Raw genomic sequence first — 13,372 nt, forward strand, 5'->3', positions numbered from 1 at the left:
CGTATCGCACGCGATCTGGAGGAAGCTAGACCCTGGCGCCAACGGCGGCCAAGTATTCAGGCAGGAGCGGCCTGAAATTGTCGATTGCGGTATCCAGTGTTTCCTGTCGATGCCGCGTCGGCATGCGACTTGCCGTTCATCCACGCCGGCGAGATGGGCTTGTGCTCGGTAACTGTCTTGCCGGCCGATCGCTCAGATCCTATCGAACCTGAGGCATCCTCCTCATTGACACTTATCAGATCAATGCGACAGTGGAAGCGCCCGCCCGGCTGTCCCCCCGCCGCTCGAAGGCAGCATCGCGAAAAGCAGGTCGTTCTCGACAGGGTGCCGATATCGTGAGGGAAGTAAGGGCCAAATGACCGTCATCACCATCCAGTCATCGCCAAAAGGCTGCCACGTTTAGCGACCGCGCGATTTCGGGGCGTGCCGCCCATCGGGATGGCGAGGAAAGTTGCCGTCGCATGCAAGGGCCGCTGCCGCTCAGCGACAACTATATTGACTGCGATCCCGAGCCGAATTGTAAGCATTCGTGACGGATGCTTACGCTGAATTGCTACTCAACTTATTCCGGCGATGATCGCACTGCGTGACTCTCACTAGGCGTACCGCCGGCCCGAAAGTGGGCGTCCATCTCGCGAACAAGGCTGATGGTCCCATCAACCGTGATGCCTTCGAGACCTATGTCGAAACGTGCTCGTCCCCGAGCTGCCAGAGCACGCCATCGTCATCATGGACAACCTCTCCAGCCACAGAGGCCAAGCATACACGCGAGATGATCGAGGCTCCCGGCGCTACGCTCCTCTATCTCCCGCTCTACAGCCCCGATCTCAACCCGATCGAGAACGCCTTCGCCAAGCTCAAGGCACACTTGCGAAAGGCCGCCGAACGCACCGTCGGCGGCCTTTGGGACGCCATCGTGCGCATCATGGACACCTACACGCCCACGGAATCTAAAACGACTTCGCCGCCGCCGGCTATTTGCAACCTGATCGGCTAACGCTCTAGGCCGAACGGGCGGTTCGAAAACGCCTGGCACGATTGCGATGCCAAAATCCGGTATCAGAACGACTGAAATCAAATTCTATTCAAGCGAAAAGGCCTCCGGCGGGCATGCCGAAGGCCTTCTTGGAGGTAAACTTTGATCTAAGAGCCGCTTCTTGCTTCTCCTTCCGCTATTTTGACAGAATCTTACCAGTTGCGCTGAGCGCGCAGCAGCAACTGGAGGCTATGCTGGTCCTTCAGTTCGTACACGCCGGCCGGCTTGGCGATACCGGATTGCAGCGGCAAGGTCACCGTGCTTCCGCTCGCGTACTTTTGGTCGAGCATCGTGTAAGCAAGCTCGGTCGAGAAGGTCAGGTTCTTGACGGGGTTCCAGCGCGTGGCCACGCCGACGACCGAATAGTTGAAATCGGGGTTGCAACCAGCCACGCCACTTGAGAGTGCAAGGGTTGTCGCGACTGCACCGCAGATGTAGCCCTTTGCCGTGTTGTTGTATCGGACACCACCGAATCCACCGAAGATGGCGGAGTTCCAGTATGGATTCCAGTTGTGGGTGTAGGCGCCATTGAAACCGAACGTCGTTGTCAGCTGCTGGCCAGCGCCTGCAACGAAGACCGAGTCAGAGACACCAGCAAGGCCGACGCTCTGGTAAGCACCCGCAATGCCCGAACCGCTGTAAATCGCATAGCTGAGCGGAGCATACGACTGGAAGTTATAAACGCTCGCACCATTCGTATACACCCCCTGGACGTTGATCGTATCACCGACACCGGTCGGAATATTTTTGATGGACAATGCAAGCTGACCGGCCCAGCCCCACTTGTCGCTTGGATGTCCCGTTGTTTCATCGGCACCATAATAGGCAGCATGGTTGTCATGCGCGGCGACCGATGCCTGGAAAAGACCCCAAGCCTGGTCGACACGCAGCATGGCGACGAAATCGGGAGACCGCGAACCGCCGATGTCGCCGGCGCCGTAGCTACCGGCGGCAAGACCTGCGGCGGTCGCACCGCTCACGTTCCAGATGTTTGTAGTGTTTCGAGCGACTTGATCCTCGGCCGAGAAGCTAGCCGTGATGCCTTGCCCGAAGTCAGCTGTATATGCGAACTGATTAACAGCCTCCCACCCGCCACCGCCGGGCATGCCGTCGAAGGCGTTCCCTGGATAGTTGGTCCAGGGCGAAGAGAACTGCGACTGCGCTCTGCCGAAGGTGAAACCCGCGAATTGCATAAACGCGTAGTAGATGGAGAGCGAGCCACCAGAGATCGAGCCGGATCCGTTCGTCCCCGCGGGAGCCGCGTTGTAAGCAGTTGAGCCGTTGACAGCCGTTGTGCCAGCACCGGCATAACCGCCTCCGGTCCAGGTAAAGGCCAACTCCGCGTAGGTGCGGACGACGCCATACTCGGTCGCGGTACGCGTATCGATGTTGAGGTCGGCACGGGATTGAGCCGTGTAGTAGTTGCTGAGGCGATTATGCGCGGCAGCAACGCCGCCCGTGGCGGCGCCCCAGACGCCATTGGTGCCCAGGACGGTTGTTGCGCGCACATAGCCACCGAGCTTAATGCAGGTGTCAGTGCCCGGGACGTAGTAAAAGCCGGCACCGTACAGCGAGCAGATCTTCACGTACTCGATCGCTTTTGCCTTAACGGGGAGATCGGCTGCCTGCGCCCCAGCCCCAGCAAACATTGCAGCAGAACCGAGGATTAGACTCTTTGTCAGTTTCATGGATGAACCTCCAAGCTGGAAACGTCGTTTCCGTCCTTCTAAAGATCCGCCGCTATCAGCCTCGCTCGATGACGTGTGCTTGACGGAACGACTTCGAGGCGCCCCCTCGCTGTCCATGACGTTGTAATTTCCGTAATCAATTAATACAATCAACTAATCGTTGCAATAGATATTTGATAAGAGATTGTTGCTAAATTGCAACAGGCTCGCTTTGACGCTTCGCGAAATGAAAAGAAAAAGGCCCCCGAGGGCATCTCAGAGGCTTTTTTTGGAGATTTTAACATGACCGCTGGTCAAAAAATCAGACGTCGGTGACCTCAATAACTCAAAATCGATTGTTATTATTAATTGATTTTAGCATAGCCAGCCTGTTCGCGGCCCGCTAAGCCGGAGGTGGCTGAACGCGATTAGTTACGTTGCTGCCGATCAAGCACTGAGATTTGGCGAGAGACCAAGATGGCAGAAAAGCAATATCCTGAAAGAGCGATGCGGGATTTCATCTGGAACATTTTCGAGATCCACGCCCAGCTCGAGGAAATACATAAGAGCTGGGCTCAATTATTAGGAATATCAGAATCCCAATGGTTGATCCTGATGGCGATCGATGAGCTTGATGAAGGCCGAGGCGTTTCGGGGACAGCGGTCGCGAATAAACTGCGAATCCATCCCGCTTTTGTTACCAACCAAACGAAGAAGCTCGAAAAGATGGAGCTCCTAATCCGCGTAATATCGCCAGATGACGCAAGATTCCTGGAGATTTCGCTCACTCAAAAGGCACGGGCTGAGATCGCCAATCTGTCAGATAAAAGACAAGCTCTCAATTCCACGATTTTTGCCGAGCTCGACGAGGAGTCCCTGCGCTACCTGAACACACGGCTGGCCTCGATTGCCAAGAATAGTCGATTGGCGTCTCAAAAATTAACCATCGGCATATTGTAACCAGTGCGTAGTTTGCCGATGCCGTCCTTCCGAACAACGTGCAAGGTACCGTTCGAGCCGCATTTGCAACACGGAAGGCACCATAACTACGATCAAGCGGCGCCCCGCACACGAAAATAGAACTCGAGCATTGTGCCCTCCGGGGTTGCGACGCAGGGAGAGCCCACGCGCGCCAGAGGCGCCGAAGGAATCGCGGCCGATTACCCACCACCCGACGTGCTCTGGGCAGCGCATTCACCGAGATGACAAGGGCGACAACCGTTAAGGCAGGCTAGAATAATCGACGCGTTGCAAGGGCGATTCGCTTGCATGCTTCCTCAAGCTCGCAAGCGGACGTGGCGTACGAGATCCGGAAATACGGGGCGAGCCCGAAAGCCGAACCGGGAACCACGGCAACGCCAACGCTGCGCAGAAGATATTCCGTAAAATCGCTATCGCTGTTGATGCGCTCGCCATCAGGCGTCTCTCTGCCGATCAGTCCCGCGCATCCGGCAAAGGTGTAGAACGCCCCCTCGGGTACTCGACAGGTGATACCTTCGAGCTTGTTCAGGGACGCAACGACGAAGTCACGCCGCGCCTGGAAAGATCGGCACCGCTCGATGAGAAGATCTGTGGGGCCGTTGAGCGCTGCGATGGCAGCAGCTTGGCTGATTGACGAGGGACAGGAGGTTGATTGGCTCTGAACGACAGCTATGGCGCGGATGAGCGGGCTTGGCCCGCCTGCGTAACCAATTCGCCAGCCCGTCATTGCATAGGCCTTGGAAACCCCATTGATCGTAAGAGTCCGGTCGCGTAGCGAGGGCTCAAGCGCAGCTGGCGTCACTAATCGAAAGCCATCGTACACGATGTGCTCGTAGATATCATCTACCATGAGCCATACATGCGGGTGCGCGAGTAACACGTCGAGGATCGGCCGGTAATCTGCCTCCGAATAGGCAGCGCCCGATGGGTTCGACGGCGAGTTCAACATCACCCAGCGCGTACGCGGCGTGATTGCTCGCGCGAGATCCTCCCCGATCAAGCGAAAGCCGTTGGCTTCCGCGCAAGGTACCAGCACCGGCTTGCCGCCCATGATCAGGACGATGTCGGCATATGTTACCCAATGGGGCGTCGGGATGATGACCTCGTCACCGGCCTCGAGCGTGGCCATCATGGCATTGAAGAGAACCTGCTTGGCTCCGGCCGATACCGTGATTTCGTCCTGTGCGAAATCGAGGCCGTTGTCGCGCTTGAACTTCGCCCGGATGGCGGCCTTTAGTTCAGGCATGCCGTCGAGCGCGGTGTATTTTGTCGCACCGTCGTCCATCGCGCGCTTCGCTGCGTCGTTGACGTGCTCCGGCGTGTCGAAATCAGGCTCGCCCGCTCCTAGCAGGATGACATCCCTGCCCTGACGCTTGAGCTCCGTGGCAAGGCCGGTAATCTTAAGAATCTCCGATACGCCAATCGATCCAACGCGGCTCGCGGGCCGGAATAGAGACGATCGTACTTGAACGGAAAAGTTCACGGCTGATCCTCTTCAGATCGCGTCAAACTTGACGCTCTGAGCGAGCGGCAGCGTGCGACCGTAGTTGATGGTGTTGGTGGCACGGCGCATATAAGCTTTCCATGCGTCCGATCCAGATTCGCGCCGCCGCCTGTCTCTTTTTCTCCGCCGAATGCGCCGCCGATTTCCGCGCCCGACGGACCGATATTGACGTTAGCAATGCCGCAATCTGAGCCGCGTGCCGACAGGAAGGTTTCGGCTTCGCGCATGTCATTGGTGAAAGATCGAGGACGAAAGTCCCTGCGCAACGGCGTTGTGCAGCTCGATCGCGGACTCGAAGTCGCCGTACTTCATTACGTAGAGGATCGGCGCGAAGGTCTCGCGCTCGACTGGTCCAGTCTGCACCGTCAACTCGATCACGGCCAGACGCACATAGTAAGCGTCAGATGCTCCCTCGACTGCCACGCGATCGCCACCATATACGGTACCGCCGGCGGCTCTCGCTGCCTCGATCGCGCCGCGCATGCCGCGATAGGCCGCCGCATCGATTAGGGGGCCGATCAACGTTCCGGTATGAAGCGGGTTGCCTATCACAATAGAAGCATATGCGTGCTTCAGGCGCGGCACGAAGGTGTCATACACGCTGTCCTGCACGAACAGACGGCGGAGCGTCGTGCAGCGCTGACCGGCCGTCCCCACGGCCGCAAAGACGACGCCGCGAAGCGTCAAGTCAAGATCGGCGGTAGGCGCGACAATCGCCGCATTGTTGCCGCCAAGCTCGAGAATCGCGCGTGCGAAGCGCTTTGCAAGCCGCGGTCCGACCGCGCGACCCATCGAAATCGAACCGGTGGCTAAGACCAATGGTACCCTGGCGTGGTCGACGAGGAGTTCGCCGATCTCACGACCGCCAAATAGCACAGCGGAGATCCCCGCCGGCACCATCCCGCCATCCCGCTCAAAACGGTTCACGGCGCGCTCGAGCAGCGCCTGTGCTGCCAGCGCAGTCAATGGCGTCTTCTCCGACGGCTTCCAGACGATGATGTTGCCGCACACCAGCGCGAGCGCCGCGTTCCACGCCCACACGCCGACCGGAACGTTGAAAGCCGAAATGATCCCAGTGACACCGAGGGGATGCCAGCTCTCCATCATCCGATGCTCGGCCCGTTCCGTCGCGATGGTAAGGCCATAGAGCTGCCGGGACAGCCCGACGGCGAAATCACAGATGTCGATCATCTCCTGAACTTCGCCAAGGCCCTCAGAAATAATCTTTGCCAACCTCGATAGAGGTCAGCCGGCCTAAAAGCCTCTTTGTTTGCGCGGAGCTCTTGGCCGAGCCGCCGAACAAGCGCGCCGCGCTTCGGCGCCGGCACCAGTCGCCACGCGCGGAAAGCGGCATGAGCTCCTTCGATTGTGGCAGGAGCTTCGCTTGCGCTTGTTTCCTGGACCTGTCCGATGGTTTCGCCGGTGATTGGCGTGCGCACCTTGAGCGCACCATCTTTGTAGCGAGCCCGGCTCACGCCGAATCCAGCGAGCAACTGGTCGACTTCGCTAAGAAGGTCGAGATTAGGAGCTTGCGGTTGCACTTTCATTGCAGCGGACATGGCGGCTTTCCCGGGTCAGATGTTGACTTCAGATCTGCGCAGGCGCCGCAGTCGACCACACGGCAATACTCATAATCACCTCGAGCGCGCATTAATCACTTTCCGGCGCCGGCAAAGGACTCATTAAGGATACCTAAATGGTCTAGCGCGCGTTCCAGCGAGGCACTTTCCGCCCGGGCATAGAGCTCTAATTCATCGCGAACGACGGCACCAAGCGCTGCTTCGAATTCAGCCTGGTTGGATTTTGCCGTGTAGATCTTCTGCTCGTCAGTGCCTAGATTTGACTGAAAAATACCGGCTGCGCTGACGGGTAGAAAATCCTCATACACAATGGGATCAAACCGCAAGAAGCCACCTGCGATCAGCTCATCTACGCTCGAAGGCAGGGCGCTGCGGCTCGAAGCGAGCCCAGCCGCGGTTGCGGAATAGCGGAAGAAAGCAAGCCCTAGGGAGCGAAGTGCAACCCAATCGTCAGGAAATGACCTGAAGCCCTGCGACAGTTCGGTTTCGTAACCCGACGGGTTTGAATCCGTGGCGCCAGTCTGGACAGCCCGACGGACAGAGGTGAGTAGCTCGTCGTAAAGCCTGCGCCCCTTGGCGGTCAGCGCGATGCCGCGTTGCTCGATCTCGCCGAATCGCGCGGTATGCGTGCCGGCCGCAACCTCACTCGCGCTCTGCGTGAACACGATCGGCTCCTCCAACGCCTTGAAACTAGTCTGTCGCAAGAGGATCGGACAATTGCGGCGCGGTGGCCCTTCGATTACCGCTTTGGGTGCGATCCCGCGCGGCAGCATATGAGCCTGGACGACATCGATGTCCAGGGTTCGCGGAGTGAGATGATTAATGTGCGGGCCCTTGAAGCTGACTATGTCCGCGACGAGGCGGTGGGCGCGGTGTAGCTTTCGATAGGTGGCAAGTTCGACCGTCGCCTCACTGTGCCAGCGGAAGGTTTCCAGTGCCTCGCTCACGAACTCGTCCGCTTCCTGGAACGTCAGCGCTCCTTCGGCTTCAAACACTCCGATGATCTCCAGAACGCGCGGCGTGAAAATCCGGCGGGCGGCCAGGATTGCTGTGGCCTCGGCGCGAAGCGCGCGGTCTTCGATCAGATCGAGCCGAAGCAGGGACGTGAAGACCCGAAATGGATTGCGGCGAAGAGCATCCTCAGCGATCGGACGAAAGGCGGTCGAATGAACCGGTACGCCGGCCACGGAAAGATCATAGTAGCCGACGGGGTGCATACCCATCGCCGCGAAGAGACGACGAATGTCGCGAAGCTCCTGCGCCGTACCGAGTCGGATGGCGCCGTGACGTTCGACACCAAGTCTATCGATTTCGCCACTCTCTTCGAGCCTCGCACGCAACTCGGGCTCCGTGCGTAATGTTTCCGAGTTGACGTCGGCCACAAGCTCCATCAGCGTCCCATATTGCGGGACCTCGGTGCGATACATTTCGGACATTGCGCGTGAGAACAGGTCGCGAATGTCATCAGGATGAGCGTGACGCGCCGTCATCAACCAGCTCCTTTCGAACTCTTCGGCGTCCAGAGCTGGCTCGCCGGAAAACATGCGTTCGGTATATCTGATCAGAGATTATCGTTGCGTTTCCATTGCAATCAAACGATCTTTCCTCCAAACCTCATTCTCAATTGGAATGAATATGCACACATCCCGACGATTTCTGCCATCTACCGCGCTGCTAGCAGCTTTTGAGACCGCCGCCAGAACGGGCAGCATCACCTTGGCGGCCCGAGAACTCAGTCTGACCCAGAGCGCAGTCAGCCGACAGATCAAGCTCCTGGAGAAGCTGCTCGAAGTCGAACTCTTTGCACGTGAACGGCAAACCATCCGATTGACCGCAGCCGGCGAAACCTATGCCTGTGAAATTCGTGAGGCCCTGCGGAAGATCAGCACCGCTTCCTTCAACCTCCGCGCAAATCCCAAAGGAGGTACGCTCAATCTCGCAATCCTACCAACCTTTGGCACCCGTTGGCTTGCACCGCGACTTCCCAAGTTCTTTTTGCGGAACCCGGGTATCACCATTAATCTTGCCACCCGCTTGACCTATTTCGATTTCAGGACGGAAGCACTGGATGCGGCCATCCATTTCGGACCGCGAGATTGGCCCGGAGCTGAGATGGCATTGCTGCGCTCCGAAGAGGTGGTCCCCGCCTGCAGCCCCGAACTGAAGAACCGGTATAGATTTCGCGGGGCGGGTGACCTCACGAAGGTGCCGCTGCTCAGCATCTCGACCCGACCCAACGCTTGGGATCAATGGTTCTCGGCCCAGAACATCACGGGCGGAACCAGGCGGACAATGTATTTTGATCAATTCGCGACTGTCGCACAAGCTGCGATGGTCGGAGTCGGCATTGCGTTGCTGCCGACGTTCCTCATTCTGGACGAGTTTGCGAATGGCAAGCTCGTTCGCGCTATCGACCTGCCAATCGAAAGCGCTGAGCGATATTACCTTGTATGGCCACCTCAGCGGTCGGCCTATCCACCCCTTATCGCGTTCCGGGATTGGCTACTCGCGGAAGTCATTGCAAACCAATGACAGAACCCCGCTTCCGCGATGGCTGGCCTATGAGGCAAAGATATAGACCGTTAAAATGAACTCTCACCCTCCGCGCATACTTCGGTCGTTAAGCAGTCGCCTGCTCAATGACCGAATGGCGACTTGCATCAGCGCTGGGCTAACGCTGGCGAGCTTTCAGGCATGAAGGCGATCACTGGCCGCGGTGGGGCTAGGCCCAAGAACGAGCTGAGACTATCTTCCGCGCTCCGCGACACGCGAGCCCACGTTCTCTGGGATTGTTTAGTGGCGGAGCCTCTATGCCTCCACCCACCAAGTCGCACGCCTAGTAACCTCGTCCCAAATCTACCACATTCTCCAGCGCGCCGCCTAACTCGAACCGCGCTATCTGCGCGGCGACATATTTTGATATCTCCTCCGCATCCGTATCGGCAGCATTGTGCGGCGTCAGCACCACCTTCGGATGGCTCCACAAGGGGCTGTCGACCGGCAGCGGCTCCTGCACGAACACGTCGAGTGAGGCGGCGCCAAGCGTGCCGTCGTCGAGGCAGGCAAGAATGTCGGCCTCGTTCTGCAAGCCGCCGCGGCCGGCATTGATCAACACCGGTGCGCCCAGTGGGCTCGTGCGGCTAAGCTTCGCGAAGACATTCCGATTGAGAATGCCACGCGTCTCCGGCGTCAGCGGCAGCAGGCAAACCAGAATGTTGCTCTCGCCCAGGAATGCATTGACCTGTTCCGTGCCATGAAAGCATTCGACGTCGTCGTTCGCTCGCGCGCCGCGACTCCAACCCACGATGCGAAAGCCAAGCCGCCGCAGCACCTTGGCGGCATCGGCGCCGAGCGTGCCAAGGCCCATGATGCCGACCGTGACGGCATGCGCCGACCATTGATATGTTGGCTCCCAGATCTTCTTGCGCTGCGACTGCCGCAAGTAAAGCTCCTGGCGATGATGCATCAGCACGTGCAGCACTACATACTCGGTCATGCGTCCCGTGAGGGCGGGACCGGCGACGCGGACCAGCGGCACGTCGGGCAACGTCTTGTCGACGATTAGCGCATCGACGCCAGCCCCGAGGTTGAAGATCGCGCGCAGGTTTGGGAAGGCGGCGAGCGCTCCTGGAGCCGGCTCCCACACCGCTGCATAGTGGACATCCGCTGGATCGAGACTGCCATTAGGGAGCAGGATAACTTGGCGCTTGCCGCAGACGGCATCAAAGCGCGTCTTCCAACGCTCCGGCGACCAGTTCTGCGAGTTGCTGTTGATCAAGAGCGCCAGCGCACCTTTCATCATTCCAAATTTCCCAGTCTACCGGCGGTATCCATTACGCGACCGCCGCAGATTCTCGTTTGCTCGGCAAGAGATAGTGGCAAAGCGCTGTCTAGGAGAACTTCTGCGGCCAACGGGTAGAAGCGACGATTTCATTTACGGGCCGAAGCTCGACGGACCAACCCCACCTGCTGATCCGAATCTGCTGAAGATAATTCAGCCGACGACGTCCTCAGCTCGCCTGTCCGATGTAAGCCAACCCGGTCCAGTTACCTTCGCCCGGGTGGCGATTGCAGTTCGTCAGATCGCGTGGGCTGCGCTGTCAAATCCATACCCGCCGACATGAAGGTTCCGCTCCGCTGTAGAACCCGAAAATTCCAGCTGTGCCCTCACGGATCATGCGCGATAAAGCGTGCGGGGCGTCCGGCTGAATATCTCCACCCCGCTCTCCGTTACAACAACGTGCTCGCTACACCCGAATATGTAGCCGCTCTCCCCGAAAAGATGGATTGGCATGTGAAAGGTCATCCCGGCTTCAAGGATGTGGGTCGCACCCGGCTCCAAGCTCACGTTACCGCGGTGACCTGACCACTGGGGGCAAGTTGAGTATCCGGTCCGATGGCGAAGAGCCCGCGGACATCCGGCGCGCTCGACAACCCTTCGGGCGGCCGCGTCCACCGAACCTGCAGTGACGCCCGGTTTGATAGCGGCGATTGCAGCCTCAAGGGCCTCTTCCGCCAAGGCATGCAGAGCTTCTGTCTCGGGATGCCGACCAAGTACGGCGCCTCGGCACACGCCTACGGAATAGCCGCTCTTCGCCCCGCCACATTCGATCAATGCAGGTTGATTGTTTCTGATTGGATGCTGGACCGGGACTGGGTGTGGTAGCTTGGCACGCTCGCCGAAAGCGAGAACTGGCATCACAAGTCTGCCGCCAGCCTTGCTGAGGGTTTCACTGATGGTAGCAGCCATTTCGGTTTCAGTTATTCCGTCCCGAAGAGACCGCTGAAATGTCTTTATGGCCAGATCGGTCAGAGACATGGCACTGCGCATGACTTCAAGTTCCAAGTCCCCTTTTACGGCCTTGGCCAAACGGACCACATCGGTTGCGTCTGTGACCTTCATCTCTGGAAGCTGCTCTTGAAGGGCGCTCACGTCTGCTGGCGCGAGCCCCCAGGCGTCAAGCTCGAGGCCTATCTTCTTTGCCTGCAGTCCGTGCTGTCGAAGAACATCGGCCGTTTGCTTCGCAAAGTCCGGCCGATGAATATAAGTAACGATCTCATCGATACAGCTGTTTGCACGTACGGCAGCCTCGTCATAGGAGCGAACAACAAAGATTGGCGCCCGCCCAGGCACGAGAATTAGGGGAAACGGCGCGAAGTAGGCACCCGTCGAAGGGTCATATCCGGTCAAATATTGCAGGTGGGAATGGCCGGTGACCAACAGCGCGTCAAGCTTGGCGTGCGCCACGGCCTCAAGCACCTTCTTTTGCCGGCGCTCATACTCTGATCTCGGGAATGGCACACCGGTTAGAGGAATCGCAGAGAATGTCATGACTAGAAATCGCCTCTATTTGTCCCGATTGTCTAACCTTATCCGGGGCTCGCGCGAAGGCTTCTGGGAGATCGGGAAGTCTTCAAGAACTCAGGCAAGCATAGCGGCATCGGAAGCAGATTTTCGCCAAAACGGGCGCCAGCGCGGCCGAAATCCTGCACCGGGACTTTAAACCCGAATTGCCACGGCGGCGGAACGACATGCCGCCTCGCGCGAGCGCAGGTGAGCGAGCTCCAACGCCCTCGTTCGGTGCACGGGGCGTGCCTTACCGCCGCGAGCCGATATACAAATCCGGTCAGTTCAGGCGAGAAGGTACCCGATGCGTTGCTTGAATGAAGGCACAGGGCGAGCAGGCCTTAGCAAACCGGTGCGACGTTTTTCCAGTGCGGTTGGCCTAGGAAGAAGAAGCGATTGGCTCGCGCGCGCGTTGAGTTCAAGGCTCCTGAAACCCGGTTAAGAAGCCGTGCTGTTCGTGTCGCAGCCGAGAGCTTTCCTGAGACATGAGTTCGGCAGATCTCAGCACCTGCATGGAGGCCCGCGCTGCGGGCTCTCAAGCGAACCAATCACTGATCACTAAGCGCGACCTTGCGAACCGCTTCGGCGCCATATTGGCCGCTTCTTCGACCTGTCGGCCGACATCGGATATTGTTGTCGCCATCTCGCTTGTCGCGGCGGCGACGCGCTGGACGCCTCCTCCGATGAGCAAGCGACTTGGACCGACAGTTGCCGGCTGTAATCGGCCGTACTCGACCTGCTCTAAGTCTGCGACCTGCCGCGCTCGTTCTCGGGATACTTTTGACTAGAGTTTCAGCGAGCTTCGCAGGAAGTCGTCTGCGAGTTGTCTGCCGTTTGAAGCCCTCTGGACCCGGCTCGCATAAGTCAGGCACCGGCACAGATTGCACCTCGTAAAGAGAACCCCGGAAGTCCCGAGCAGCGCCATTTTTTGACTGCGCAATTCAACGCGAAAACCACAGTGGGTGTTTGATCGTCCGCCACAAGTTTAGCAATCTTGCTCATTGTACCCAGAGTTATGTCCCGGCGCCATTCCGATGCGCGAGTGCGAAGGACATTCTTTATCGAGCCGAACGCACGTTGATCCGATCTGTTCAATCCATAACGAGCGGCCAAATAGATTAATTTCGAATTTATGAACTCCGCGTCTATTGCTGAAGCGCGGCGGCTGCTCTTCTTGTGATTATCAGGTTCGCCTGCATCATGCGATAAAGTAATCATTATTGCACAAAAGAAGCGGAGCATCCGCGATCATAGCCG

Annotated in this window: 7 protein-coding genes and 2 pseudogenes; 3 read left to right on the forward strand and 6 right to left on the reverse strand. The window is 58.4% G+C overall.

Annotation, left to right across the window (positions count from 1 at the left end; translation table 11 throughout):
• Positions 1-646: 646 nt before the first annotated feature.
• A pseudogene (locus SO139_RS27630) lies at positions 647-1,005 on the forward strand (transposase); the annotation flags it as partial.
• Between the two features lie 183 nt (positions 1,006-1,188).
• Here the strand turns inward: SO139_RS27630 and SO139_RS27635 are convergent.
• Positions 1,189-2,724 (reverse strand): porin, encoded by a 1,536-nt coding sequence (locus SO139_RS27635; RefSeq protein ID WP_498540977.1) that lies wholly within the window; start codon positions 2,722-2,724, stop codon positions 1,189-1,191.
• A 456-nt stretch (positions 2,725-3,180) separates the two neighbouring features.
• Between SO139_RS27635 and SO139_RS27640 the strand changes: the two genes are divergently transcribed.
• Positions 3,181-3,663: a MarR family winged helix-turn-helix transcriptional regulator gene (locus SO139_RS27640; RefSeq protein WP_498540978.1), complete on the forward strand. Its 483-nt coding sequence runs from the start codon at positions 3,181-3,183 to the stop codon at positions 3,661-3,663.
• 271 nt (positions 3,664-3,934) lie between these two features.
• On the opposite strand, the gene SO139_RS27645 is transcribed toward SO139_RS27640, so the two are convergent.
• From SO139_RS27645 to hglS, 3 genes and pseudogenes are all read right to left on the reverse strand, one after another.
• The gene (locus SO139_RS27645; RefSeq protein ID WP_498540979.1) at positions 3,935-5,167 is read right to left on the reverse strand and encodes a pyridoxal phosphate-dependent aminotransferase; all 1,233 of its coding nucleotides are present in this window, start codon (positions 5,165-5,167) and stop codon (positions 3,935-3,937) included.
• 12 nt (positions 5,168-5,179) lie between these two features.
• Positions 5,180-6,747 (reverse strand): annotated as a pseudogene (amaB, locus tag SO139_RS27650) (L-piperidine-6-carboxylate dehydrogenase).
• A 95-nt stretch (positions 6,748-6,842) separates the two neighbouring features.
• Complete coding sequence (gene hglS, locus SO139_RS27655) at positions 6,843-8,258, reverse strand: 2-oxoadipate dioxygenase/decarboxylase HglS (RefSeq protein ID WP_498541003.1); 1,416 nt, start codon at positions 8,256-8,258, stop codon at positions 6,843-6,845.
• 139 nt (positions 8,259-8,397) lie between these two features.
• Between hglS and SO139_RS27660 the strand changes: the two genes are divergently transcribed.
• Positions 8,398-9,300, forward strand: coding sequence for a LysR family transcriptional regulator (locus tag SO139_RS27660; RefSeq protein ID WP_498541004.1), 903 nt, complete (start codon positions 8,398-8,400; stop codon positions 9,298-9,300).
• Between the two features lie 304 nt (positions 9,301-9,604).
• On the opposite strand, the gene SO139_RS27665 is transcribed toward SO139_RS27660, so the two are convergent.
• Both SO139_RS27665 and SO139_RS27670 read right to left on the reverse strand, forming a co-directional pair.
• Complete coding sequence (locus SO139_RS27665) at positions 9,605-10,570, reverse strand: 2-hydroxyacid dehydrogenase (protein WP_498540980.1); 966 nt, start codon at positions 10,568-10,570, stop codon at positions 9,605-9,607.
• Between the two features lie 372 nt (positions 10,571-10,942).
• Positions 10,943-12,100, reverse strand: coding sequence for a M24 family metallopeptidase (locus SO139_RS27670; protein ID WP_498540981.1), 1,158 nt, complete (start codon positions 12,098-12,100; stop codon positions 10,943-10,945).
• Between the last annotated feature and the right edge of the window lie 1,272 nt (positions 12,101-13,372).

This window comes from Bradyrhizobium sp. UFLA05-89 (assembly GCF_059803475.1).